A 24,482-nucleotide genomic window follows, 5' to 3' on the forward strand; every position below is an offset into this window, starting at 1 on the left:
GACAGCGTGGTCTGCTACGTCCAACACCTATAGCCGATTGACTAGGGGATTTGCTGGGTCTTCGTTGCGTACGATGTGGCCCGCTAACGGCCCCGAACTTCCGACAGCGTAACAATACTGCATGTAGATAAAGAGCGCGTTTCCAACGCTCTTTATACTACGTAGTAGTATAGGGTTGGAAGGAAGGGGGTTGGAACATAGTTGGAAGGGGGGGAAGGTGGCAACCTATAGACACCTTCTTATGTAATGACGCCGTTTCGATGGCGGTCCATCTTGGTAAACTTCTATAACATTTAGCACCAAAAGATTTTCCAGTGCCTTGTTGAATTGTCTCTTGGTCACACCTTCAGCTTTCGGATGATCTGCAAACAACACACACGCATTGATCCTGCTGTTACTGTCACTGACTTTGCGATCCTGTTCGGTGAACAGGTCCAGCAGTTCCAAGAATTTCGACTGCCAACGATTCAACGCAGCCTGATCCACCGTTGTGTCGGAATCTTTCTGCCGTTCAAAGCACCCAGCGGACCAACGCAGGTTCACATCGTCGTTCGCAGCCGCATAGTTCGCCTTCATCCGTTTCATGACGCGCAGATCGCTGTCCAGTTCTTCGCCGTCCTGTTGCACACGATCCAGATAGATGCGTGACCGTACGCTGTTGTTCCAGCCTGTACTGCCACTGGTGCCATCGCCCGTCGCCATGCCGGTCTTGGATGGATGAGCCAGCAACACCACGGCGCACCCGAAATCAATCGCAATTCCACGCAACATGCCGATGAACTGGCGGGCTTGGGCTCGGTCGTTTTCATTGCCACCGTTCAGATCGGCCAAAGTGTCCAGCACGATCAGACGCGGCTGGATCAGGGCAATGTGGTCGCGTAGCTGTTGCATCACCGGTGTGGGCTTCAGAACGCCGTTCAATTCCGGCGCTGCAATTATCGCATCCTTGCCCGCCATCGGCACAATCGTCAGATCGCGCATCATATTGAGAGGCACCTGGTAACCGCCAGATATATCGTACAGACGCCGGTGCAGTTCGTCCGCGTCGTCTTCAGCGGACAGATACAGCACGGGACCAGAGCCCGCATCCATGCCCATCCACGGACGCCCCAACGACGTACTGACAGCCAGTTGCAGGGCCAGCAGGGATTTTCCGACGCCACCATCCCCGCCCAGCATCGTGACGGTGTTCAGCGGAATCCAATCCTTGACCAGCCATTCGCGTGGCGGGATCGGTGTCATCGCCAGTTCGTACGCTTTGAATGTGGCCATCGTGACAGGCGGCTGCGGTGCTACAGCAGGCATCACGGCCATGTGTGCGGCCAGATCAGGCGGCACAGCGGCTGGCATGTGCGTCATGTGACGTTCGGCCCGTCTGCGGTCCATCACGACCTGTACAGCGGCTGGCAGGGCTCCACCGTGCGCAGCCTTGACCATATGCACCAGTTTGCCGAACGTGATCGACCCGTCAGGGCTCAAACCTTTCCAGATTTTCAGCGTGGTTTTTGGCTGGTTCTTCGGTGCCTGTGCAGACCAACATTCGAACAACGGCCAGCCATCATCGCCCAGCGCATGCTTGATCGAATATCCCACATCGCGCCACGTGTCGTAATCATGATCCGGGTTCGGAAGAACGGCCAGCAATTGCCCGACCGTCGCGAAATCAACCGGGTCCGTAACGCTTGCGGTGTGACGTTCGTTAGCCAGTGCCATGTGCCCCCGCCTTGCAAGGATCGCATCGCGCACGGCTGGTGCCTTCACTGGCTGAATTTCATAACCGGGCAGTTTGTCAAAGGTGAGCACCGCACCGCGCTTGCCGTTTGCGAAAAACCCGGCCCCGTTCTTTTCACCGCTGGTGTGCTGGTCGTCACCTTCCATGCGTTCCATCAGCAGACGAATGCCGGTCTGGCTGGCCGAAACTTCGGCATATGTCCGACTTGCCGACAGGACACCCAGCGCCCACGGTTCGATATTGCCAGACGCAGGATCGCGGCAATTGTCCAGATCACCGATCACCAGTGCGCTGCCCGGTCGTGGCAGGTATCCGGCTGCGTAGTGGGTAATCTCGCCCACCGGTGTCAGGCCGGTCAGCAACGCGGACAATTCCGCGAAGGTGTATCGGGCCGCTTGGTCCGCAGATACCGGGCGGTCAAAGTTGACCTGTTCGTGCTGGTACTCACTGGCCACGCGGTCGGTCGGAAATTTGCCGGTCTTGCCGGTTTGTGGAACAGGCGGTGTGACCGCAAAGACCAGCCAGTTCCGTTCGGCTGTGGCCCGTTCCCAAGCGTCTTGTTGCGGATGTGGCGGTGTGGGGTTAATGTCGTTCATATCTGACGACCCTTTCGGCAAAACAGGGTTACGATTTCGGCCCGCTGCGCAGCACACGCAGCGGGTTTTTCTTTGCCTTCGGATCGCGTCAGTTTGGACTATCGCCCACCACCGTCAGCCCTTCCATCATTGGTAAAACCGCATTGCCCAGCAAGCTAAAAAAACCTATAAAAACAATGCTATAGACACACTAGAGATTAGCTAACTTAGGGAAAATCAAATGGACTTGGACGCCATAATTCAGCAGCGGATCGACGCAATAATTGCCGAAAAGCTGGGTATCCGTGAACACGACGCAGCCAAAATTGCAAATCCGTGTACACCGGTTCGATTCCGGTACTCGCCTCCAATACCTCCAATGACTTACGGTACTTTGTCTTTCTTCGAGGTCCAGTATCCAACCAAAATTTGGATTTTTCGTGTTTCGATCTGGTTCTGTTCCATCCGACTGCGAGCATTCTTGGCATATGCCGCCAGCTTGCGTTCAGGCAACACCTCGCCGTACTTCCTTGGCATCTTCATCTCGAAATGATCAGAATTGGTGACCTGAACCATTGGTCCCAGCCATTTGGGTACAGACCTTTCTTGTAGTCAGATTGCGATCAGGGACGGCCAAGCAGGCCCATTGCGCGGTTCAGGCAGCCGCAGAATGGTGCCGCAAACAAAGCTGTCGGATTGTCTGTCGTCCATGGCTGGAATTGACCTGCCATTACCTATGCTGCTTCGACCTGGTTGGAACGGCATCGCGCCGGTACGAAACGTGCTGACTTCTTCATGCAATTTGTCCAATCCTTCTTTCTGACGCGTTCGTCAAATGGGGTTCCCGAAAGCATTGCTCACACAGCAGCCTTTGAGCAATTTTATGTCTCAACATCGCCAAAAAACGAAACTTCATGACAACTCGGGAAGGATGAACTAGGACTCTAACAAAGAAAAAGTTCTGGACGTATTGTGGAACACATTGCCTTTACCTTCGAGATGGGGGTCGTTTGCACCCTGCTGGCATTCACCGTTTTTCTGTTCGTTTCCGAGATCATAAGGATCGACCTTTCCGCCATATTGGTTCTGGTTCTCATAGGCTTGCTCAGCTACGCGCCCGGGCTGGGAAATCTGGCGGATGTCACCCTTCTGTTCGACGGCTTCGCATCCAATGCGGTCATCTCGATCATTGCGGTCATGATCGTCGGGGCCGGTCTGGACAAGACGGGGATCATGAACAAGGTGGCTGCCGTCATCCTCAAATACGGTGGCAAATCCGAAGGCAGGGTTGTACCAATCATTTCCGGCACCGTTGGCGTCATATCCTCGTTCATGCAGAATGTCGGCGCCGCTGCTCTGTTTCTGCCGGTTGTCAGCCGAATTTCCACACGGTCGGGCATACCGCTGTCGCGCCTGCTCATGCCGATGGGATTCTGCGCCATTTTGGGCGGCACCATGACGATGGTGGGGTCGTCTCCTCTTATCCTGCTGAACGATCTGATCCTGACGGCAAATGACAGTCTGCCGGCCTCTCAGAAAATGGAGCCCTTCGGCCTGTTCTCGGTCACGCCGATCGGTGCGGTTCTGATCCTGACGGGAATTGGATACTTTCTGCTGTTGGGACGCTGGGTTTTGCCCGAGGCTGAAGGGCCTGACAATACGGGTACCGGACAAGGGACACAGGAATACCTGCAAAGGGTCTATGGCCTCAAAGCCGATGTGTTCGAAGTCGTGGTGCCCGAGGACAGCCCCTTGGTCGGCGAGATTCTGGCCGACATCAACCACGAAAACCACCTGTACATCATTTCCACCTTCTATCGCGGCAAAACCTCGATGGTTCAGGTTTTGACAGCGGAAATTGCAGCGCCGTGTCGGCTGGCCATCGTCGGCCGCCGTTGGGAGGTCGAGAAGTTCGCCGAGAAATATGGGCTGACCGTTCTTCCGGATTTGGACATTTTCGTCGAAGAGTTCGCCCCAACCAATGCAGGCGTGGCCGAGGTGGTCATCACGCCCGACAGCAAGCTGATCGGCAAATGCCCCCGCGAGCTTTTGTTTCGCAAGACCTACGGGATGTCGCTGCTGGCCATTCACCGCGGCGAAGAGACGCTGAGCCATGTCGAGACCGAGGATCACGAATCCACTCAGATCGGGCTCGAAAAGTTTCAGGCGGGCGACATGCTTGTGGCACATACCAGATGGGACAACCTGATGCGGATCAAACGAGATCCGGATTTCGTCGTTGTGACGACGGACTTTCCTCAGGACGAGCTGCGGCCGCAAAAAGTCGGCTGGGCCCTGGCATTCTTCGCCATTTCGCTGTCGTTGATCCTGTTCACGGATGTCCGGCTTTCACTCTGTCTTCTTACCGGCGCGGTGGGCATGATGCTGACCCGTGTGCTCAGCGTGGACGAGGCATACCGCGCGGTCGGATGGAACACCGTATTCCTGCTCGCCTGCCTCATACCTTTGGGACAAGCCGTGCAGAACACAGGCACGGCCGCGTGGATCGCGCAGCAGATCATGATAATTCTGGACGGCTGGCCGCTCTGGTCGCTGCAAACCGGCATCGCCATTCTGGCGACGGCCTTTTCTTTGGTCATGTCCAATGTGGGGGCCACGGTTCTGCTGGTGCCTCTGGCGGTATCGATTGCGGTGGCGGCGGGTGGAAACCCGGCCGTCTTTGCCCTGACGGTCGCCATATCGACCTCGAACAGCTTCATCATCCCAACCCATCAGGTAAACGCGTTGATCATGGGTCCGGCCGGATACAAGGTGATGGATTTCGTCCGCTCCGGCGGGATTATGACGGCGCTGTTTCTGGTCGTCTCGCTGCTCATGATAAACGTCATCTATTAGCGCAAGAGGATCCGGGGTGTTCGGTGGTCTTTTCCCATCATCGGGACAGGTACAGTCAAGGCTCCCGTTCACCATGGTCTACGCCCCTTGCTGAGATACCGTTCGTCGCCCGGCCCATCTCGGGCTGAAGCCCGGCACACCATGCCGCCCATCGACGCCCACAGGTCGCTTTCCATGCCTCTGCATCATTCTTGCACGCGACTCGCTTGACAAGCAGGCCAGCGGTGCCGCATGTCCCTTTCGTTGGTGTCGGTGACAGCCGATGAAAAGGGAATGCGTCAACGGTCTTGCCGCCAAACGCAGCCGCCCCCGCGACCGTGAACGGAGAGGATGCCCAATGCCACTGGCCCGAAAGCCGGGAAGGCGGGACATCCGACAGAGGCCCGCCTCTGGCATCCGCAAGCCGGGAGACCTGCCAACGACCGAAGTTGAAACCGGGCGGGGTGTTCCGGTGTCGGGTCCATGACCAATCGTGGCCCGCATGAAACCCCGTCCCCCGCGAAGAGGATTTGGGGGGATGAGAGACATGACCGAGACCGCACCAGTCGAGTTGCTGGTCTGTACCACCTGCCGTCGCGGCCTGCCTGTCGAAGATGACGCGCAACGCCCGGGCGCTTTGTTGCACAAGGCCCTGGAACAGGCAGACCTGCCCGACGGTGTCACCGTGAAAGCCGTTGAATGCCTGTCAAACTGCGATCAAGGCTGTTCGATCGTGTTGCGCGGGCCGGGCCGCTGGACCTTCGTGTATGAAAACCTGAACGAAACAGATCATGTCGACGTCATCGTCGACGGCGCGACCAAGTATCTGGCCACTGAAGATGGTTTGGTGAAATGGCGCGAACGCCCCGAACATTTTCGCAAGAACTGTGCCTCGCGCATTCCCCCCATTGGAGCCTGACATGTCGAACCTCGAAAAACTCCCCGTCACAGTGATCACCGGCTTTCTGGGCTCGGGCAAGACCACTTTGGTGCGTCACCTGATGCAGAACCCGCAGGGCAAGCGCCTTGCTGTCGTGGTCAACGAGTTCGGCGATGTGGGCGTCGATGGCGACATCCTGAAATCCTGTGCCATTCCTGATTGCCCGGCGGAAAACATCATGGAACTGGCCAATGGCTGCATCTGCTGCACCGTGGCAGATGATTTCATTCCCACCATCGAGGCCCTGATGGCTTTGGAGCCGCGCCCGGATCACATCCTGATCGAAACCAGCGGTCTGGCCCTGCCGAAACCGTTGCTCAAGGCATTCGACTGGCCTGACATCCGCTCGAAGATCACCGTCGACGGCGTGATCGCCCTGGCCGATGCCGAGGCTGTGGCCGCAGGCCGTTTCGCGCCCAATGTCGAAGCGGTGGACGCCCAGCGCATGGCCGATGACTCGATCGACCACGAAACGCCCCTGTCCGAGGTGTTCGAGGATCAGATCTCGTGCGCAGACATCATTCTGCTGACCAAGCCCGACCTCGCCGGCCCCGAAGGCGTGGCCAAAGCGCGCGAGATCATCGCCGCCGAGGCGCCGCGCCCCTTGGCCGTCGTCGAAGTGGCCGAAGGTGTCGTGGACGTGCGCGTTGTGCTGGGTCTGGAAGCCGCCGCCGAGGATGACATGGACGCCCGACCCTCGCATCACGACGGCCATCACGATCACGAGCATGACGATTTCGAAAGCATCATCGTCGAGCTGCCCGAGCAGACCGAACCGGCCCAACTGATCGCCAATATCGAACGCCTCGCCAATGAACTGAACATCCTGCGCGTCAAAGGGTATGCCGCCGTTCAGGGCAAACCCATGCGCCTGCTGGTTCAGGCGGTCGGCGCGCGGGTACGGCACCAGTATGACCGCCCGTGGGAACCCGGTGAAGACCGTCGTTCGCGTCTGGTCGTCATCGCCGAGCATGACGATATCAAAGAGGCGGAAATCCGCGAAATCCTCGTGGGTGTGCGTGAGGCTGCCGAGTAAGACACATGCACGTCGTCTTCCGCGAAAGCCACGGGCTCGAGGAAACCGAGACCCCAACCGATCTGGGCCAGAGCCCGGCGGAACTGGTGGTGCTGTCGTTTTCGGACAGCGATCTGGGGGCTTTCGCGGCGGGCTGGCATCGTGGTGGCGGACCGGAAGGGCGAATGCCGACCCTGCGGCTGGCAAATTTGACGGCGTTGAAACACCCGTTGTCGGTCGATACCTATGTCGAGCAGACGATGGAGGGCGCCAAGGGTATTCTGATCCGTCTGATCGGCGGCGTCCCCTACTGGGCTTATGGGTTGCAGCAGGTTCTGGCGCTGGCGCAGGCCAAGGGCATCGCGCTGGCGGTGCTGCCCGCTGACGGGCGCGAGGACACGCGGCTGGATGACTATTCCACCCTGCCGGTCTCGACCCTGCGGCGTCTGGCGCATCTGTGCGATACCGGCGGCGAGGTCGCGGCACAGGCGGCGCTGGCGCAGATGGCTTTGGCGGCGGGGCTTTATGCCGGTCCGGTGATGGGCGCCAAGACCTTGCCCCAATGTGGCGCGTGGTGTCCGGATCGCGGCGTAATCCCGGTGGAAACCGCGTTCGAAGGCAAGGTCAAACGAATCCTCGTCACCTTTTACCGCGCTTACCTGACCTCGGCAGACACCGCCCCGATCGCCGCGCTGATCCGCAGCCTGCGCGCCCGTGGATACGCGGCGGTGGGCCTGTTTGCCCCGTCTCTCAAGGCGCCCGTGGCCGCCGACTGGTTGCGGGAACAGGTTGTTGCGCTGAACCCATCGGCCATTGTCAACGCCACCTCGTTTTCGGGAAAAGGCGCGTCGGGAACGTCGCCTCTGGACGCGGCAGGCGTGCCGGTGTTTCAGGTCGCTCTCGCCACCTCGCGCCGCAAAGCCTGGGCCGAGGCGGAACGCGGTTTGTCCCCGGCCGATCTTGCCATGCATGTGGTTCTGCCCGAGGTGGATGGACGGATCTCGGCGGGAGTTGCGTCTTTCAAGGAACCCGGAAAACGCGATCCGCATCTGGAATACGCGCGCTTTGCACATCGGCCCGAACCGGACCGGATCGAAGCGATCATCGACCGTGTATCAGGCTGGCTTGCACTGAACGACAAACCCAAGGCAGATCAGATTCCTGCGTTGGTCCTGTCCACCTATCCCGGCAAAGACTGGCAGATGGCCCATGCGGTTGGCCTCGACGCGCTGGCCTCGGCCGAGGCGATGCTGTCCGATCTTGACGAAGAAGGCTATGACATCGCGACTGGCGAGCCGATTGCCGACACTCTTCTGGACGCACGGATTTCGTGGTCGCTCGGGGATTATCAGGATGCGCTTGCGGAATTGCCCGAAACCCTGCGCGCTGATCTGCACGCCGTTTGGGGCGCGCCCGAAGATGATCCGGCCTGTGCCGATGGGGCCTTCCATTTCACCGCGCTTCGGCGCGGCAAGGCGCTGGTCGCGCTGCAACCCGAACGCGGCACGCCCGAGTTGCGGGATGACGACTATCATGACCTCTCGCGCACCCCGCGCCACGGTTATGTCGCCTTCTATCTGTGGCTGCGCAAAGGGTTGGGTGCCGATGCGCTGATCCATATCGGCGCGCACGGAACGCTGGAATGGTTGCCCGGAAAATCGGTCGCCTTGTCTGCCGATTGTTGGCCCGAGGCGCTGATCGGCGATCTGCCGGTGATCTACCCGTTTATCGTGAACGACCCGGGCGAGGCCGCGCAAGCCAAGCGCCGGATCGGAGCCGTCACGCTGGGCCACATCCCGCCCCCGATGAAGGAAAGCGGCACGCCGGATCGGATGGTGCGGCTTGAATCGCTGCTGGATGAGTTTTCCAACGCCGACGGGCTTGACCCCAAACGCCGCGACCGCTTGCAGGAAGATATCCGAGATGAGGCGCAGGCGATAGGGCTGGAAAGCGATCTTGGCCTCGATCAGGCAACCTGCACCGCCGAGGCCATCACCCGCATCGACCGCTTTGTCTGTGACATCAAGGAAAGCCAGTTTGGCGACGGGCTGCACATCTTCGGGCGCGTGCCCGAGGTGACGGGCAGTTTCGATCCGGCCCCTTCGGCCCACGCCGAACGCGACGCGCTGATCAAAGCGCTCGAAGGCAAGCGGATTGATGCCGGACCTTCGGGGTCCCCCTATCGTGGCCGGTCAGATGTTCTGCCCACCGGGCGGAACCTTTACACCACCGATCCGCGGTCGGTTCCGACCCGTGCGGCCTATGCTCAGGGTGTGAAACTGGCCGAGGAACTGGTGCGGCGCCATCTTCAGGAAGAAGGCGATTACCCGAAGGGGCTGATCGTCGATCTGTGGGGGTCAGCCACGATGCGCACGGCGGGCGAGGAATTCGCCATGGCCCTGCACCTGCTGGGCGTCAAACCCGTGTGGGACAAAGGGTCCGAGAGGGTTTCCGGCATCGAGGTTCTGCCGATCACCGACCTGAGCCGCCCGCGCCTGGACGTGACCCTGCGGGTCTCGGGCCTGTTCCGGGATGTTTTCCCGACGCTGTCCGCCTTGTTTGGCCAAGCGGTTCGCGCATTGGCCGCGCGCGATGAGGCAACGGACTGGAACCCCTATGCCGGGCAGGCGCCGGAAGCGCGGGTCTATGGACCTGCGCCCGGAAGCTATGGCGTCAATATGACCGAACTTTCCGAAGTGTATACCGACGAGGCCCGTGCGCAGGCCGGTGAAGCGTGGCTTGAGGCCAGTTCTTTTGCATTGGAAGGCGAACACATCTCGCAGGACAAGGACGGCATCACCCAACGCGTTGCAAATGCGGACAGCTTTGTCCATTTGCAGGACCTGACCGAAACCGATCTTCTTCTGGCCAACGATTATGCCACACACGAGGCGGGTTTTGCCGCCGCCAAGAAGATCGCCGGCGGAACCGCGCAGCTGTACCATCTGGACAACACCAACCCCGAAAACCCGCGTGCCCGCACTTTGCGTGAAGAAATCAGCCGAGTCGTCCACGCCCGTGCCGCCAACCCCGGCTGGATCGCCGGGATGCAACGCCATGGTTTCCGGGGGGCGGCTGAAATCGCGGCAACGCTGGATCATATGGCTTCTTTCGCGCATCTGTCTGGCACGGTCGCACCATATCTTTTTGACCTCTACCACGATGCCACTCTGGGCAACGAAGAGGTCGACGCGTTCCTGCAAGAGGCCAATCCCAAGGCGCGCCAGGCCATGCAGGACCGGTTCCGCGCGCTGCTTGAGGCCGGGCTTTGGAACACGCGCCGGAACTCTATCCGGGCTGATCTGGAGGGATTGAGATGAGTGCACCAATTGTTCAGGGCTGGTGCCCGGGCGCCCATCGTCCGATGATGTCCGGTGACGGTCTGGTCGTCAGGGTCAGGCCCCGGCTGGCGCGTCTGGAGGCCGATCAGGCACTGGGACTGTGCGATCTGGCGGACCGCTTTGGCAACGGCTCGATCGATTTGACCAATCGCGCCAATCTGCAATTGCGGGGCGTGGAAGAGGAAGACCATCAGCCTCTTCTCAAAGAGCTTGCCGCGCTGAACCTGCTGGATGCGGAACCCGGTATCGAAATACGCCGCAATATTCTGGTTACACCGCTCTATCAGGCGGGCGATTTGACTGCTCGACTGACCCATGAACTGATTGATCGGCTTGCGGAGCTGCCGGACCTGCCGGCAAAGTTCGGCTTTGCAATCGACACCGGCCGCGAACGTCTGCTGGCGGCGGATTCGGCTGATATTCGTCTGGAAACCGGAGCTGGCGGCCTGATCCTGCGCGCCGATGGCTGCGAAACCGGGCGGAGCGTGACCGAGACCGACGCCATTGACCACGTGATCGCGCTGGCAATGTGGTTTGCCGAAACCTACACGCCCGAAACACGCCGCATGGCGCGTGTCATCGACGCCCTGCCGCAGGAATGGCAAGGATTTGCGCCCGGTTCTGTTGGCGCAAAGCTTCAACCGGGCCGCTGTGAACTGGGTGCCCTTTACGGCGCAGCTTTTGGGTCGCTGCCTGCGCGCAAGCTGTATGACCTGATCGAGGACAGCGGCGCTTGCGCCCTGCGCGTCACCCCGTGGCGGCTGATCCTGCTGGAAGGCGGGGCGGCGATACCTGCCCCGGCCTTTGTCGAAGATGGAACCGATCCGTTGATGACCACCGACGCCTGCCCCGGCGCACCGTTCTGCCCGCAGGCGCAGGCCGAGACGCGCGACATCGCCCGGGCGTTGGCTTCGCGGGTGTCCGGACGCCTCCATGTTTCAGGCTGCAGCAAGGGATGCGCTCGCATGGGTCCTGCCGACATCACATTGGTGGGCGCAAACGGACGATTTGATCTTGTCAAACAGGGCCGCGCAGGGGATGAGCCCAGCCAACGCGGGCTCGACCCGGAAACACTCATGACTATGGACTTCACCTGATGCCCTATACATACGAAACCGATGGCGCGGCGATCTACAAGGAAAGCTTTGCCACCATCCGGTCCGAGGCTGATCTGGCCCGTTTTGATGCCGATGAAGAGCAGGTTGCCGTTCGCATGATCCACGCCGCGGGCATGGTCGGGCTGGAAGAGTTCGTGCATTTCTCGCCCGGCTTCGTGCAGACGGCCCGCACTGCTTTGGAAAATGGCGCACCGATCCTGTGTGATGCGCGCATGGTCAGCGAAGGTGTCACCCGTTTCCGCCTGCCCGCCGACAACCAAGTGATCTGTACCCTGCATGATGAACGCGTACGCCCGCTGGCCGCCGAGATGAGCAACACCCGTTCCGCCGCTGCGCTGGAGCTGTGGCGGCCGCATCTAGAGGGCGCGCTGGTCGCCATAGGCAATGCGCCCACCGCACTGTTCCATTTGCTGAACATGCTGGAAGACCCGGATTGCCCGCGCCCTGCCGCGATCATCGGCTGCCCGGTTGGCTTCGTCGGCGCGGTGGAATCCAAGGATGCGCTGTGGCAGGCGCAACCGGTGCCGTCCTGCATCGTCAAAGGTCGTCTGGGCGGCAGCGCCATCACGGTGGCGGCCATCAACGCCATCGCAAGCCGGGCAGAATGAAGATGGGCACCATATACGGTGTGGGCCTTGGCCCCGGCGATCCGGATTTGATGAGCGTCCGGGCTGATCGCCTGCTGCGCAATGCAAAGCATGTGGCTTATTTCCGCAAACCCGGTCGCAGTGGTCAGGCGCGCAAGATCGTTAACGGGATGATCCCCGAAGGCGCGGTCGAGTTTCCCATGGAGTATCCCGTAACTACCGAGATCCCGGTGACAGACCCGCGTTACAACGAATTGCTGGCAGCATTCTACGAAGACTGCACCGCCCATCTCAAGGCCCTGTCCGAACAGGGTGAGGACGTGGTTGTTCTGTGCGAGGGCGACCCTTTCTTCTATGGCTCGTTCATGCATCTTTACAGCCGTCTGCGCCAAGACGCGCCGGTTGAAGTTGTACCCGCCATTACCGGCATGTCCGGAGCCTGGACAGCGACAGGGGACCCGATCACCTGGGGTGATGATGTGCTGACCGTGCTGGTTGGCACCCTGCCCGAGGACACGCTGGCGGAACGCATGGCTCTGACCGATGCGTTGGTCGTGATGAAAATCGGACGCAACATCGACAAGGTGAAGCGCGCTCTGAAGACCGCTGGCCTGTATGACCGGGCGTGGATCGTGGAATATGCGCAGATGCCGAACCAGACGGTGACAAAGCTGTCCGAAGCCTGCGAAAAGATCACCCCGTATTTCTCGATCATCGTCGTGCACGGTCAGGGGCGGCGACCATGAGCGGCTGGGTCAAGATTGCCGGTCTGGGGCCGGGTGACGAGGCGCTTGTTACACCAGAAGTAACAGCCGCGCTGGCCGAAGCCACCGATGTTGTGGGCTATATCCCATATGTGGCGCGTATTGCCGAGCGCCCCGGCCTTACACTGCATGCCAGTGACAACCGGGTCGAAATCGACCGCTCGCAACATGCACTGCAAATGGCTGCCGATGGCAAACGGGTGGTCGTTGTATCCTCGGGCGATCCCGGCGTGTTTGCCATGGCGGCGGCCGTTTTCGAAGCGCTGGAAAACGGCCCTGCGGAATGGCGTGGCCTTCAGATCGATGTGCTGCCGGGGATCACGGCGATGTTGGCTGCATCCGCTCGCGCGGGCGCCCCGATGGGGCATGATTTCTGCGCCATCAACCTCAGCGACAACCTCAAACCATGGTCATTGATCGAAAAACGCCTGCGCCTTGCTGCACAGGCGGATTTCTCGATGGCCTTTTACAATCCGCGCTCGAAGTCCCGCCCGGAAGGCTTTGTAAAAACGCTGGAAATCCTGCGTGAAGAATGTGAGCCCGAACGTCTGATCCTGTTCGCCCGCGCCGTATCGCGGGCCGATGAAGAGATGCGCATTTCGACACTGGCCGAAGCCACGCCCGACATGGCGGATATGCAGACTGTGGTGATCGTGGGGTCATCCCGAACGCGCGTCATCGAGCGCTATGGCGCACCCATCGTTTACACCCCTCGCTTCACCCCTGATGAGGATCAGGGATGAGACAGCCAGTCCAGAACCTGTGCGACCTGCGAAAACTCGGTCCGCTTCGGCAGAACCGGGCGGTCGATCATCAGCACGGGAAGGCCCAGCGCCCGCGCCGCGTCCAGCTTGGCGCGAGCGCCCGTGCCGCCAGCGTTCTTGGACACGACCAGCTGCGTCCCATGGCGCTGCATCAACGCCCGGTCGTCGGCTTCGGTAAACGGCCCTCGGGCGACGACCACCGCTGCATTCGGCAAGGGCAAAGTGTCGGGCTCATCCACAAGGCGCAGCAGATAACTGTGTTGAGGTCGGGTCGAAAAATCTTCAAGATGCATGCGGCCAACGGCAAGGAAGACACGCTGAGCATCGCCGGACAATGCGTCCACGGCGGCAGCCATGTCGGGCACGTGACGCCAGACATCGCCGGGCTGCGACACCCAGGACGCGCGAGTCAACGCGGCCAATGGCGTCCGCGTCGCGGCGCATGCCTCGGTCGCGTTCCGGCTCATCCGGGCCGCAAATGGATGGGTCGCGTCCACGACATGGGTGATGGCGTTCTCATGGATATAGGCGGCCAGACCTTCCGGACCGCCGAAACCGCCAACCCTTACCGGCAAGGGCTGCGGACGCGGGTTTTCCACCCGTCCAGCGTAGGAATACACAGCCGCAATCCCTTGTTGCGAAACAGCTTTGGCCAGCGCGTTGGCCTCGGTCGTGCCGCCAAGGATCAGGAGGGTTGTCATGTCTGAATCTCCGTGGCTGACCGTTCTGGGACTGGGCGAAGATGGGTTTGATGGCCTGTCGCCAACCAGCCGTCAAGTGCTGGACCGGGCCGAAGTGATCATGGGGCCGCCGCGCCACCTGTCATTGCTGCCCGAAACAGGGGCGGAACGTGTCGAATGGCCTGTGCCGTTCTCGGAAGGGCTGCCGATCCTGAAGGGATTGCGTGGCCGGCAGACGGTTGTTCTGGCCTCGGGCGATCCGTTCTGGTTTGGCGCGGGTTCGGTCATTGCGCGCAATTTCGATGCCGGTGAATGGACCGCCCTGCCCGGCCAATCCACCTTCTCGCTGGCCGCTGCCCGGCTCGGCTGGCCTTTGGAAAGCACCCTGACCTTCGGCCTGCACGCCGCGCCGCTGACCCGTTTGCGTCCTCATCTGGCGCCGGGAGCGCACGCGATCTTGTTGCTGCGTGACGGAAAGTCCGTGGCGGAACTGGCACGGTATCTGACCGAGACAGGCTTCGCCGACTCGGCCCTGCATGTGATGCAGGCGCTTGGCGGTCCGCGCGAAAACACCAGAACAGTCACGCTGACCGAGGCGCTGTTGGGCACGTTCGACCATCCGGTTTGCGTCGGTCTGGAGGTTTCCGGTGCAGGACCTGCCCTTTCCAAGGCGTCTGGCAAACCGGACCACATCTTCGAGACGGACGGTCAGATCACCAAACGCCCGATCCGCGCGCTGACACTCTCGGCGCTTGCTCCGCAACGGGGCGAACACTTGTGGGATATCGGAGGGGGCACCGGTTCGATCAGCATCGAATGGCTGATGTGCGATGCGACCCTGACCGCGACCAGCATTGAACCCCGTGCTGACAGGGCTGAGCGCATTCGTCGGAATGCCGATGCATTGGGTCAGGATCGGCTGAATGTCATCCATGGCACCGCGCCCGCTGCACTGGATGGGTTGGAACTGCCCGACGTGGTGTTCATCGGAGGGGGGCTTGATCCAGACCTGCTGCACTGGCTGCACCAGAACCTGCCGTCCGGAACCCGCCTGGTTGCCAATGCCGTGACTTTGGAAAGCGAGGCCACATTGGCCCAGTGGCATGAGAAACTGGGCGGAGAGCTTCTGCGGATCGAACTCGCTCAGTCGGCGCCGCTTGGACCGCGCCGCGGCTGGAAATCCGCCTATCCGGTCGTGCAGTGGAGCGTGACGCTATGATCGTTGCCGGTTTGGGATTCTCGTCCGCTGCCACGGTTGCCAGCTTGCGCGCCGCATTTGACACGGCGGCCGCAAACCACGATGTCGCCGCCCTGGCAACCGTTGCCGACAAGGAAGGTCATTCGGTCCTGACGACCTTTGCCGAAGAACTGTCGCTTCCCCTGCATTTCGTTGCCGCCGCCGATCTGGCCGGTCAACGTACACTCACCTGCTCGAACCGCAGCCGCGCAACCTATGGCACCGGAAGCGTGGCCGAAGCATCCGCATTGGCCGCCGCCGGAAAGCTTTTTGGCCCGGGCGCGCGGCTGCTTTCACCCAGACAGATTTCAGACGACCGGCTGGCGACCTGCGCCATAGCCATCGGAGGACAGACATGACCGTTCATTTCATCGGCGCCGGACCGGGCGCCGCCGACCTGTTGACGCTGCGCGGGCGCGACATCATCGCATCCTGCCCCGTTTGCCTTTATGCGGGTTCCCTGGTTCCGGAAGAAATTCTTGGCCACTGCCCCGAAGGCGCAAGGATCGTGAACACCGCGCCGATGGATCTGGATCAGATCATGGCCGAGATCGAGGCCGCACATCAGGCCGGCCAGGATGTGGCCCGTCTGCATTCGGGCGACCTGTCGGTCTGGTCGGCGATGGGGGAACAGATCCGCCGCCTCAAGGAAATGGGCATCCCGGTCAGCGTGACCCCTGGCGTTCCGTCCTTTGCGGCGGCTGCGGCGGCTTTGGGAACCGAGCTTACTTTGCCCGGGCTGGCGCAATCCGTGGTTCTGACCCGGACACCAGGCCGTGCATCTTCCATGCCCGAAGGCGAGACGTTGGAGAATTTCGCACGTACAGGGGCGACACTTGCCATTCATCTGTCCATCGGCAATCTGGACAATGTCATTGCCGATCTGACCCCGGCCTATGGGGCCGACTGTCCGGTCGCCGTGGTCTATCGCGCGAGCTGGCCGGATGAAAGGATCATCCGCGCCACGCTGGGAACGCTCAAAGACGCGCTGGATGACAGCATCTCGCGGACTGCGTTGATCATGGTCGGCCCGGCACTGGCGGGCGAAGGTTTCGAGGAAAGCTGCCTGTATTCGAAAGATTACGACCGCCGCTATCGCCCGCAAAGCGCCGAGAGCCCCTGGTCAAGCTGGAGCCATGGTGATGATTAACCCTCCGGGCCTTCTGATTTCCGCCCCGTCTTCGGGTACGGGCAAGACAACGGTAATGCTGGGCCTGTTGCGCGCGTTGGCCGAGGATGGCCTGACCGTTCAACCGTTCAAGAGCGGACCGGACTATATCGACCCCGCCTTCCACCGAGCCGCGTCCGGGCGGGCTTCGTTCAATCTTGACAGCTGGGCGATGGGCGATCCTTTGTTGAACGCGATCTCCGCGCAGGCCGAAGGCGCCGACATCGTCGTGGCGGAAGGTTCGATGGGCCTGTTCGATGGCGTGGCCAAGCCGGGTGAGTTGGGTCATGGGTCCAGCGCCGAGACCGCTGCACGGATGGGTTGGCCGGTTGTGTTGGTGCTGGATGTCGGCGGCCAGGCGCAGTCTGCGGCGGCAACCGCGCTGGGGTTCAGGATGTACAACCCCGATCTGCCCTTTGCTGGCGTCATTCTAAACCGCTGTGCCAGCCCCCGGCACGAGCGCCTGACCCGGCTGGGGATGGAACGCGCCGGCCTGCCGGTTCTGGGTGTGCTGCCGCGCCGAGGCGATCTGACCCTACCCGAGCGGCATCTGGGGTTGATCCAGGCCGTCGAACACCCGGATCTGGAAAGCGCCATTGTGGGCTATGCCGCATTTCTGCGTGAACATGTGGATCTCGAGGCGATCAAACGGGCGGCTTCCTCAGGCCCCATTGGGCCATCGTCAGACGCGCTGCCGCGCCCTCCGGCCCAGCGGATTGCATTGGCACGGGATGCGGCTTTTTCTTTTACATATCCACATTTGCTGGAAGGCTGGCGCGCCGCCGGGGCCGAAATCCTACCCTTCTCGCCACTGGCTAATGAAGCCCCGGCGGCGGATGCCGATCTGGTCTGGCTTCCCGGCGGATATCCTGAACTGCATGCCGGGACATTGGCTGCTGCCCAAACCTTCCTCGCGGGTCTGCGCAAGCACGCGGAAACAAGGCCTGTGCATGGCGAGTGCGGTGGATACATGGCGCTGGGTCATGCGCTGATCGACAAGGATGGCGTGCGGCATGAAATGGCTGGCCTGCTGGGGCTGGTGACGTCGTACCAAAAACGCAAATTCAACCTAGGCTATCGCAAGGCCGAACTTTTGGCCCCGATGCCGGGATTTGCACAGAATGCAGCGCTGCGCGGGCATGAGTTCCACTATTCCTCGATCGTGGATCAGCCTGACCCGCCGCTGGCACGCGTGTTTGATGCGGAAGGCGCAGAGGGACCTCAGACCGGCTCCGTTCGCGGCAAAGTCACCGGTACATTCTTTCACCTGATTGCGGAGGCAACTGCATGAGCGGATTTGTCTCTTTCATCGGCTCGGGCCCCGGCGATCCGGAACTGCTGACGCTGAAGGCCGTCGACAGGATGCAAAAGGCCGATGCAATTTTGTTCGATGACCTCAGCAGCGGGCCGATTCTGAGCCACGCGCGCGAAGACGCCGACCTTGTGGGCGTGGGCAAACGGGCAGGTCGCCCCTCGCCCAAACAGGACCATGTCAGCCGGTTGCTAGTGGACTACGCCCAGACCGGCCAACATGTCGTGCGGCTGAAATCCGGCGATGGCGGCATGTTCGGGCGACTGGAAGAAGAACTTGTTGCCCTTCGTGAGGCGGGCATTGAATTCGAGATCATCCCCGGCGTACCGTCTGCGGTGGCTGCCGCTGCTGCTGCAGGCATCCCGCTGACGCGTCGTCTGACCGCACGGCGGGTGCAGTTCGTGACGGGACATGACGTCAGTGGCGCGTTGCCGGACGACCTGAACCTGACAGCCTTGGCCGATTCTCAGGCCACCACTGTCGTATTCATGGGTAAACGTACTTTCCCGCTTCTGGCAGAAGCACTGCATTCACACGGCCTGCCTTTGGATACGCCTGCTTTGATGGCTGAATCTGTTTCGACCCCGGATCAGAAGCTGACGCGCGCCACCATCGGTGCCCTGGCCGAACAGCTGAAATCCGAGATCGGCACGGCTCCGGCCTTGATCCTTTACGGGCCGCTGGCGGAGTTCGAAGATGATTGACCTGAGCCTGATTGGCATCGGCACCGGCAACCCGGATCACGTGACCTTTCAGGGGGCGCAGGCGATCCGGTCGGCCGATCTGATCCTGATCCCCCGCAAAGGCGAAAACAAGGCCGATCTGGCCGGGCTGCGTGAGGAAATCATCGATCGGGTAACCGAGACACCACCAAGGATAGCCTATTTTGACATCCCCAGACGCCGGGCGGATGACGGCTATCTGCGTGGCGTGGACGAATGGCACGACGCCATTGCGCTGCGCTGGCAAGAGGCGATCGCGGCCCACCCGGAGGCGCAGAACATTGCGCTGCTGATTTGGGGCGACCCGTCCCTGTATGACAGTTCGCTGCGCATTGCGGCGCGGCTGGACCCCAAGCCCAACACCAGGGTGATCCCGGGCATCACGGCCTTGCAGGCTTTGACCGCGGCTCATGCGATCCCGATCAATGACCTGGGCGCACCCTATGTCGTGACCACCGGGCGTCGTATCCGGGAGGAAGGCTGGCCTGAAACCGCTTCGAAAGTCGCCGTCATGCTGGACGGGGAATGTTCGTTCCAGTCCCTCAGAATGGCAGAGTATGACATCTGGTGGGGGGCCTATGTGGGCATGAAAGAAGAACTGCTGATCAGCGGCCCTTTGGATCAAGTCGCGCAGCGGATCCTTGACACGCGCGCCCGCGCCCGAGCCGACCATGGCTGGATCATGGATATCTACTTGCTGAAGAAACGCGACGTGCAGCAGCGCGCGGCGAACACGGATTCGTGACTGCGCAGGACACTCAAGTCTGGCACACAGGTCAGAGCAAGATACCGGAGACGCGTTGATGAAAGCCTTCATTCCCCTGCTCTGCCTGATCGCGTTGCCTCTGTGGGCTCAGGATGCGCCCGAGGGCTGGGCCGTATACCCAACCCAGAAACCGTATGCAGAACTGGTTGACGCAACCAAAGCCGCGATCAAGGAAAACGGGCTGATCGTCGTGACTCAGGCGGGCCCGACCAAAGCGGCGGCAGCACGTGGGATATCGATTCCCGGAAATCGCGTGATCGGCGCTTTCAACAATGACTACGCCGTGCGGGTTCTGGAAACCTCGGTCCACGCGATGATCGAGGCCCCGATCCGGTTTTACGTTACCGAGAACAAAGACGGGACGGCAAACCTGTCGTATAAAACCCCCAGTTTCGTCTTTGCGCCCTACGCCTCGGAAGGCGGTCAGAACCTGATGGATATTGCCGCCGAGCTTGACTCGACGTTTCAATCGATCGCTGAACGCGCAGTCAAATAGTCACACTGGCGTGAACCGCCTTGCGTCCGGGAACGTCCTCCGCAATCTGCTTGAAACGGTTTTATCGGAGCATGACTGATGCAAGACCCCTCGCCCCGCGCTGCGGATATTCTGGCCCAACGCCTTTATGAAGCGGGGTGCCGACACGCATTCGGGATGCCGGGGGGCGAGGTCCTGACGCTGGTCGATGCGCTGGAAAAGGCTGGGATCACCTTTCATCTGACCAAGCACGAAAACTCTGCCGGGTTCATGGCCGAGGCCGTTCATCATCGCGACGGTGCACCTGCAATTCTGGTCGCCACTCTGGGTCCGGGCGCAATGAACGGGATCAATGTGGTGGCGAACGCTTTGCAGGATCGTGTGCCGATGGTCGTTCTGACCGGATGCGTCGATGCGGACGAAGCGTTGACCTATACCCATCAGGTCATGGATCACAGCCGGGTTTATCGCGCGATCACCAAAGGCACTTATACGCTGACAGCCAAAGGCGCGGATATCATTGCCGACAAGGCGGTGTCGCTGGCCATGCAGCCACGACCCGGCCCGGTTCATATCGATGTCCCGATCTCGGTTGCCGACACGCCTGTTACCGGCGTGAAACGCCGCCGGCTGGCCAAGGTCGCGCCGGTCAGCCCCGGTGGTGAATGCCTTGAGAAGGCCCGCCGCTGGGTGGCCGAGGCCGAACGCCCCATCGCCATCATCGGCCTGGATGTCCTCTATGACGACTCGCGCAGTGTCGTGCAGGCGTTCCTGGAGCATTTTGGCATTCCTTTCGTAACGACCTACAAGGCCAAAGGCGTCGTGCCCGAGGATCACGCGCTGTGTCTGGGCGGCGCGGGGCTGTCGCCGCTGGCTGACAAGCATCTTGTGCCTCTGATCGAACAATCGGATCTGGTATTGTGTCTGGGATATGACCCGATCGAAATGCGCCCCGGCTGGCGTGAGATCTGGGATCCGGAAGAAAAGCGCGTCATCGATATCTCTGCCGTGGTCAACGACCACTACATGCATCAGGCTGGATTGAACCTTGTTGCCCACACGGGCGAGACATTGGAGGCAATAGCCAAAGGCAACCCGGCCCGTGAAACATGGCCGGGCAACGAACCCGAGCAGATCAAAGCCGCGCTGGCAAAGGACTTCCCCACCGATGAAAGCTGGGGGCCCGCTGCCGTCATTGTCGAAACCCGTGCTGCCCTGCCGCCTGAAACACTGGCCACGGCCGACAGCGGCGCACACCGCATTCTGCTGAGCCAGATGTGGGCGTGCAACGAAGAACGCGGGCTGATCCAGTCCTCGGCGTTGTGCACGATGGGATGTGCCGTACCCATGGCCATTGGCCTGAAACTGGCCGAACCCGACCGCCCGGTGATCAGCTTCTCGGGGGATGCGGGGTTCCTGATGGTTGCGGGCGAGTTGTCGACAGCGGCTGAAATGGGCGGCAACCCGATTTTTCTGGTCTTCGTGGATGCCAGCCTTGCCCTGATCGAGCTGAAACAACGCCAGCGACAGATGCGCAACACGGGCGTGGATTTCGGCCATCATGATTTCGCCGCAATGGGCCGCGCCTTTGGCGGCAATGGCCATACGGTTCGTAACAGGACAGAGTTGCGCGCCGCACTGGAAGCTGCTGTAAAGGCTGAGACATTTACGGTGATTGCTGCTGAAGTTGAGCGTGGAGGCTATGATGGCCGCATCTGAAGGCCCATTGAAGGGTGTCAAGGTTCTGGACCTTAGCCGGATCCTGGCGGGCCCAACATGCACACAGCTTCTGGGCGATCTGGGCGCAAGCGTCATCAAGATCGAAAACCCGGCAACCGGGGGCGATGACACGCGGCAATGGGGCCCGCCCTACGTAAGCGATGCCGAGGGCAACCGCTCGGATCTGAGCGCCTATTTCATGTCTGCCAACCGCAACAAGAAATCCGTCGCGCTGGATATCTCCTCGGTCGAGGGTCAGGCGGAAATCAGACGCTTGGCGTCACATGCGGACATCCTGATCGAGAACTTCAAACCGGGCGGGCTGGCCAAATACGGGCTGGACTATGCCACCCTGTCGCAACAGTTTCCAAGCCTCGTGTACTGTTCGATCTCGGGCTACGGCCAAACCGGCCCGAATGCCAGCAAGCCCGGCTATGACCTGATGGCGCAGGGCTATGGCGGGATCATGTCGCTGACCGGCGACCCCGAGGGCGCGCCCATGAAAGTGGGTGTTGGCATCGCCGACGTGATGTGCGGGATGTATGCAACCGTGGGTATCCTGGCCGCGCTGCGCCACCGCGACTTGACCGGCGAGGGCCAGCAGATCGATCTGGCGCTGGTGGATTCCCAGATCGCCTGGCTGATCAATGAAGGCGTCAACTATCTGACGTCAGGCAATGTTCCGCAACGACGCGGAAACGGGCACCCCAACATCGTCCCTTATGACGTCTACGAAACCGCCGATGGGCACGTGATTCTCGCGGTTGGAAATGACGGCCAGTTCAGAAAACTCTGCAACTTCATCAATGCTCCTGAACTGGCAGACGATCCGAGATTCGCGACCAACCCGGCCCGATTGGAGCATCGTGACGCGCTGAATTCGATTCTTCGCCCCGCTGTGAAGGCGCTGGATACCCTGACCGTCATTTCCGGTCTGGAGGCTGTCAAAGTGCCCGTCGGCCCGGTGCAGACGCTGGATCAGGTGTTCAACACGGAACAAGTGGCCGCAAGACAGATGCAGATTGCCATGCAGGCCCAGCCGGGTCAGGTCAACCTGATCGGGAATCCTCTGAACCTGTCTCGGACGCCTGTAACATATCGCAGCGCCCCACCGGTCTGCGGGGCCGATACTGAGGCTGTTCTGAGCGCCGAAAACCCGTTCGAGGATTGAAATACTTGCACATTTAGGCGGCAAGTCGCTGAAACATGCCCTTGAATCGGCGGTTTTTTTCATCTTTTTCGCACACGTCATTTCACCAATTCGAGAGCAGCGTCGATACTGTTACGTCCCTCTCGCACACTCTGGTACATCGAACAGTGTCAAATATCGCAATCAGATTGGACCCAAGTATGAAACAAGACGTTTTCGGACAGATGAACACCCTGACCCAGCCGGCGGCCGTCGAAGCGTGGAATGGTGTTCTGCTTGGGTTCATGGCTCATGCCGCTGTCACGCCGCAGCACTTGGGCAAAGTGCTGGAACTCGAGCCCGACTTCGCGCTGGGTCAAGCGGTCAAAGGTCTGTTCATGGCGCTGCTTGGGCGGCGCGAGATGATGGCGGTTGCTGTCGAAGCGCTGGCTGCTGCCAACGCGGCGATGGAACGTCAACCTGCAACTGAACGCGAACGTCTCTACGTGGATGCGCTGGCCCTGTATCTGGCTGGACAGCAGGCACAGGCGGTTCAGAAATTCGAAGCGATTCTGCGTGACCATCCGCAGGACACGCTGGCGATGAAACTAAGCCATGCGACCCGCTTTGTTCTGGGCGATGCAAACGGAATGCGCCGCTCGATCGAGCGGGTGATGCCCGCATATGAGCCGGACCACCCCGGGCGCGGCTATCTGCTGGGCTGTCATTCCTTCGCGCTGGAAGAAACAGGCGCTTATGAAAAAGCCGAAATCGCGGGCCGTCAGGCGCTATGGATGGTGTCCGATGATGCCTGGGGCCTGCACGCTGTGGCCCATGTCCATGAGATGACGGGCAATGCGCAGCTGGGCCTAGACTGGCTGGCCGGGCGCGAGGCGGCCTGGGCCCACTGCAACAACTTCCGGTACCACGTGTGGTGGCACAAGGCGCTGATGCATCTGGATCTGGGTCAGGTCGATCAGGTGATCGAGCTGTATGACAATCACATCCGCAAGGACAAAACCGACGATTATCGCGACATCTCGAACGGTACTTCGCTGCTGATGCGGCTTGAACTTGAGGGCGTGAATGTCGGAAATCGCTGGGAAGAGCTGGCTGATCTGAGTGCCGCACGAACGGAAGATGGCTGTCTGATCTTTGCGGATCTGCATTATCTGCTGGCGCTTACCGGTGACAATCGCGCCGATGCCACGGCCAAGATGCTGAACCGCATGAACAAGGATGCGGCCCGCGCCGACGACGACACCACCCGCCGCATGGCAGACCCCGGTATCGCTGCGGCCATGGGCCTAGAGGCCTTTGGTGACGGCCACTATGGAACGGCGTTTGATCATCTGCTGGCGGCGCGCGATTCCATGCAACTGGCCGGTGGCAGCCACGCGCAACGTGATGTATTTGAACGCATTACCATTGATTCCGGCCTGCGCGCGGGTCGCCTGGACGCGGTGGAACGCATTCTGGATGACCGTCGCGCCAAGCGCGCCGGGGGCGAAGACAATTATGCCATCGCGCGTCGCGCCCTGATCGACGCGGCCCGCGACAGCGGTGACGTCCAAAGCGTCCCCGCCGAATAACAAGAAGACCA

Annotated in this window: 21 protein-coding genes and 1 riboswitch; of the genes, 18 read left to right on the top strand and 3 right to left on the bottom strand. The window is 60.9% G+C overall.

The annotated features are described in order from the left end of the window. Positions 1-225 precede the first annotated feature (225 nt). Both ACR0C6_RS07565 and ACR0C6_RS07570 read right to left on the bottom strand, forming a co-directional pair. The gene (locus tag ACR0C6_RS07565) at positions 226-2,328 is read right to left on the bottom strand and encodes an AAA family ATPase (RefSeq protein WP_480618774.1); all 2,103 of its coding nucleotides are present in this window, start codon (positions 2,326-2,328) and stop codon (positions 226-228) included. A 363-nt stretch (positions 2,329-2,691) separates the two neighbouring features. Further along, positions 2,692-2,883, bottom strand: coding sequence for a hypothetical protein (locus tag ACR0C6_RS07570; protein ID WP_480618775.1), 192 nt, complete (start codon positions 2,881-2,883; stop codon positions 2,692-2,694). A gap of 423 nt (positions 2,884-3,306) precedes the next feature. Here ACR0C6_RS07570 and ACR0C6_RS07575 point away from each other — a divergent pair, with 423 nt between their 5' ends. The 8 genes from ACR0C6_RS07575 to cobJ all read left to right on the top strand — a co-directional run bounded on the left by ACR0C6_RS07575 (position 3,307) and on the right by cobJ (position 13,650). Beyond that, complete coding sequence (locus ACR0C6_RS07575; RefSeq protein WP_171170677.1) at positions 3,307-5,163, top strand: SLC13 family permease; 1,857 nt, start codon at positions 3,307-3,309, stop codon at positions 5,161-5,163. A 227-nt stretch (positions 5,164-5,390) separates the two neighbouring features. Next, positions 5,391-5,597: riboswitch (cobalamin riboswitch) on the top strand. Positions 5,598-5,689: 92 nt separating this feature from the next. Next, positions 5,690-6,061: a DUF1636 family protein gene (locus tag ACR0C6_RS07580; RefSeq protein ID WP_480618776.1), complete on the top strand. Its 372-nt coding sequence runs from the start codon at positions 5,690-5,692 to the stop codon at positions 6,059-6,061. A gap of 1 nt (position 6,062) precedes the next feature. Next, entirely contained in the window at positions 6,063-7,118 is a 1,056-nt protein-coding gene (cobW, locus tag ACR0C6_RS07585; protein ID WP_480618777.1) for a cobalamin biosynthesis protein CobW, read from the top strand. Positions 7,119-7,123: 5 nt separating this feature from the next. Then, the gene (cobN, locus tag ACR0C6_RS07590; protein ID WP_480618778.1) at positions 7,124-10,417 is read left to right on the top strand and encodes a cobaltochelatase subunit CobN; all 3,294 of its coding nucleotides are present in this window, start codon (positions 7,124-7,126) and stop codon (positions 10,415-10,417) included. Then, a complete protein-coding gene (locus tag ACR0C6_RS07595) occupies positions 10,414-11,535 on the top strand; it encodes a cobalamin biosynthesis protein CobG (RefSeq protein WP_480618779.1) in 1,122 nt (373 codons plus the stop codon). Before cobN ends, ACR0C6_RS07595 begins: the two co-directional genes overlap by 4 nt. Continuing rightward, a complete protein-coding gene (locus ACR0C6_RS07600; RefSeq protein WP_152457460.1) occupies positions 11,535-12,164 on the top strand; it encodes a precorrin-8X methylmutase in 630 nt (209 codons plus the stop codon). The genes ACR0C6_RS07595 and ACR0C6_RS07600 overlap by 1 nt, the downstream gene beginning before the upstream one ends. Continuing rightward, the gene (locus tag ACR0C6_RS07605) at positions 12,161-12,889 is read left to right on the top strand and encodes a precorrin-2 C(20)-methyltransferase (protein WP_171228408.1); all 729 of its coding nucleotides are present in this window, start codon (positions 12,161-12,163) and stop codon (positions 12,887-12,889) included. Before ACR0C6_RS07600 ends, ACR0C6_RS07605 begins: the two co-directional genes overlap by 4 nt. Beyond that, positions 12,886-13,650: a precorrin-3B C(17)-methyltransferase gene (cobJ, locus tag ACR0C6_RS07610; protein ID WP_480618780.1), complete on the top strand. Its 765-nt coding sequence runs from the start codon at positions 12,886-12,888 to the stop codon at positions 13,648-13,650. The genes ACR0C6_RS07605 and cobJ overlap by 4 nt, the downstream gene beginning before the upstream one ends. On the opposite strand, the gene ACR0C6_RS07615 is transcribed toward cobJ, so the two are convergent. After that, on the bottom strand, positions 13,641-14,372 hold the full coding sequence (locus tag ACR0C6_RS07615) for a cobalt-precorrin-6A reductase (RefSeq protein WP_480444639.1): 732 nt from the start codon (positions 14,370-14,372) through the stop codon (positions 13,641-13,643). The two genes, cobJ and ACR0C6_RS07615, sit on opposite strands and share 10 nt — an antisense overlap. Between ACR0C6_RS07615 and cbiE the strand changes: the two genes are divergently transcribed. From cbiE to ACR0C6_RS07665, 10 genes are all read left to right on the top strand, one after another. Next, positions 14,371-15,570, top strand: a complete 1,200-nt coding sequence (gene cbiE / locus ACR0C6_RS07620; RefSeq protein WP_171231967.1) for a precorrin-6y C5,15-methyltransferase (decarboxylating) subunit CbiE — start codon at positions 14,371-14,373, stop codon at positions 15,568-15,570. The two genes, ACR0C6_RS07615 and cbiE, sit on opposite strands and share 2 nt — an antisense overlap. Then, positions 15,567-15,947: a cobalamin biosynthesis protein gene (locus ACR0C6_RS07625; protein ID WP_171228873.1), complete on the top strand. Its 381-nt coding sequence runs from the start codon at positions 15,567-15,569 to the stop codon at positions 15,945-15,947. Before cbiE ends, ACR0C6_RS07625 begins: the two co-directional genes overlap by 4 nt. Further along, entirely contained in the window at positions 15,944-16,738 is a 795-nt protein-coding gene (gene cobM, locus ACR0C6_RS07630; RefSeq protein ID WP_480444638.1) for a precorrin-4 C(11)-methyltransferase, read from the top strand. The genes ACR0C6_RS07625 and cobM overlap by 4 nt, the downstream gene beginning before the upstream one ends. Further along, the gene (locus ACR0C6_RS07635; RefSeq protein WP_480444636.1) at positions 16,725-18,047 is read left to right on the top strand and encodes a cobyrinic acid a,c-diamide synthase CobB; all 1,323 of its coding nucleotides are present in this window, start codon (positions 16,725-16,727) and stop codon (positions 18,045-18,047) included. The genes cobM and ACR0C6_RS07635 overlap by 14 nt, the downstream gene beginning before the upstream one ends. Next, on the top strand, positions 18,044-18,772 hold the full coding sequence (gene cobA / locus ACR0C6_RS07640; protein ID WP_480618781.1) for a uroporphyrinogen-III C-methyltransferase: 729 nt from the start codon (positions 18,044-18,046) through the stop codon (positions 18,770-18,772). Before ACR0C6_RS07635 ends, cobA begins: the two co-directional genes overlap by 4 nt. Then, the gene (cobF, locus tag ACR0C6_RS07645; RefSeq protein WP_480618782.1) at positions 18,765-19,535 is read left to right on the top strand and encodes a precorrin-6A synthase (deacetylating); all 771 of its coding nucleotides are present in this window, start codon (positions 18,765-18,767) and stop codon (positions 19,533-19,535) included. Before cobA ends, cobF begins: the two co-directional genes overlap by 8 nt. Positions 19,536-19,593: 58 nt before the next feature. Continuing rightward, positions 19,594-20,052 carry a DUF302 domain-containing protein gene (locus ACR0C6_RS07650; RefSeq protein WP_480444631.1) on the top strand — a complete coding sequence of 153 codons (459 nt, stop codon included), beginning with the start codon at positions 19,594-19,596 and terminating at the stop codon, positions 20,050-20,052. Positions 20,053-20,130: 78 nt separating this feature from the next. Further along, positions 20,131-21,750, top strand: coding sequence for a thiamine pyrophosphate-binding protein (locus ACR0C6_RS07655; RefSeq protein WP_480444630.1), 1,620 nt, complete (start codon positions 20,131-20,133; stop codon positions 21,748-21,750). Then, the gene (locus ACR0C6_RS07660) at positions 21,737-22,921 is read left to right on the top strand and encodes a CaiB/BaiF CoA transferase family protein (protein ID WP_480444628.1); all 1,185 of its coding nucleotides are present in this window, start codon (positions 21,737-21,739) and stop codon (positions 22,919-22,921) included. Before ACR0C6_RS07655 ends, ACR0C6_RS07660 begins: the two co-directional genes overlap by 14 nt. A 179-nt stretch (positions 22,922-23,100) precedes the next feature. Next, positions 23,101-24,471: a tetratricopeptide repeat protein gene (locus tag ACR0C6_RS07665; RefSeq protein ID WP_480444626.1), complete on the top strand. Its 1,371-nt coding sequence runs from the start codon at positions 23,101-23,103 to the stop codon at positions 24,469-24,471. The last annotated feature ends 11 nt before the right edge of the window (positions 24,472-24,482 follow it).

Source organism: Ruegeria sp. AL12, from assembly GCF_056540885.1.

Coding starts and splice junctions, on each gene's coding strand:
- ACR0C6_RS07565 (WP_480618774.1), bottom strand. CDS start 2,328: ATGAACGACATTAACCCCACACCGCCACATCCGCAACAAGACGCTTGG.
- ACR0C6_RS07570 (WP_480618775.1), bottom strand. CDS start 2,883: ATGGTTCAGGTCACCAATTCTGATCATTTCGAGATGAAGATGCCAAGG.
- ACR0C6_RS07575 (WP_171170677.1), top strand. CDS start 3,307: ATGGGGGTCGTTTGCACCCTGCTGGCATTCACCGTTTTTCTGTTCGTT.
- ACR0C6_RS07580 (WP_480618776.1), top strand. CDS start 5,690: ATGACCGAGACCGCACCAGTCGAGTTGCTGGTCTGTACCACCTGCCGT.
- cobW (WP_480618777.1), top strand. CDS start 6,063: ATGTCGAACCTCGAAAAACTCCCCGTCACAGTGATCACCGGCTTTCTG.
- cobN (WP_480618778.1), top strand. CDS start 7,124: ATGCACGTCGTCTTCCGCGAAAGCCACGGGCTCGAGGAAACCGAGACC.
- ACR0C6_RS07595 (WP_480618779.1), top strand. CDS start 10,414: ATGAGTGCACCAATTGTTCAGGGCTGGTGCCCGGGCGCCCATCGTCCG.
- ACR0C6_RS07600 (WP_152457460.1), top strand. CDS start 11,535: ATGCCCTATACATACGAAACCGATGGCGCGGCGATCTACAAGGAAAGC.
- ACR0C6_RS07605 (WP_171228408.1), top strand. CDS start 12,161: ATGAAGATGGGCACCATATACGGTGTGGGCCTTGGCCCCGGCGATCCG.
- cobJ (WP_480618780.1), top strand. CDS start 12,886: ATGAGCGGCTGGGTCAAGATTGCCGGTCTGGGGCCGGGTGACGAGGCG.
- cbiE (WP_171231967.1), top strand. CDS start 14,371: ATGTCTGAATCTCCGTGGCTGACCGTTCTGGGACTGGGCGAAGATGGG.
- ACR0C6_RS07615 (WP_480444639.1), bottom strand. CDS start 14,372: ATGACAACCCTCCTGATCCTTGGCGGCACGACCGAGGCCAACGCGCTG.
- ACR0C6_RS07625 (WP_171228873.1), top strand. CDS start 15,567: ATGATCGTTGCCGGTTTGGGATTCTCGTCCGCTGCCACGGTTGCCAGC.
- cobM (WP_480444638.1), top strand. CDS start 15,944: ATGACCGTTCATTTCATCGGCGCCGGACCGGGCGCCGCCGACCTGTTG.
- ACR0C6_RS07635 (WP_480444636.1), top strand. CDS start 16,725: ATGGTGATGATTAACCCTCCGGGCCTTCTGATTTCCGCCCCGTCTTCG.
- cobA (WP_480618781.1), top strand. CDS start 18,044: ATGAGCGGATTTGTCTCTTTCATCGGCTCGGGCCCCGGCGATCCGGAA.
- cobF (WP_480618782.1), top strand. CDS start 18,765: ATGATTGACCTGAGCCTGATTGGCATCGGCACCGGCAACCCGGATCAC.
- ACR0C6_RS07650 (WP_480444631.1), top strand. CDS start 19,594: ATGAAAGCCTTCATTCCCCTGCTCTGCCTGATCGCGTTGCCTCTGTGG.
- ACR0C6_RS07655 (WP_480444630.1), top strand. CDS start 20,131: ATGCAAGACCCCTCGCCCCGCGCTGCGGATATTCTGGCCCAACGCCTT.
- ACR0C6_RS07660 (WP_480444628.1), top strand. CDS start 21,737: ATGGCCGCATCTGAAGGCCCATTGAAGGGTGTCAAGGTTCTGGACCTT.
- ACR0C6_RS07665 (WP_480444626.1), top strand. CDS start 23,101: ATGAAACAAGACGTTTTCGGACAGATGAACACCCTGACCCAGCCGGCG.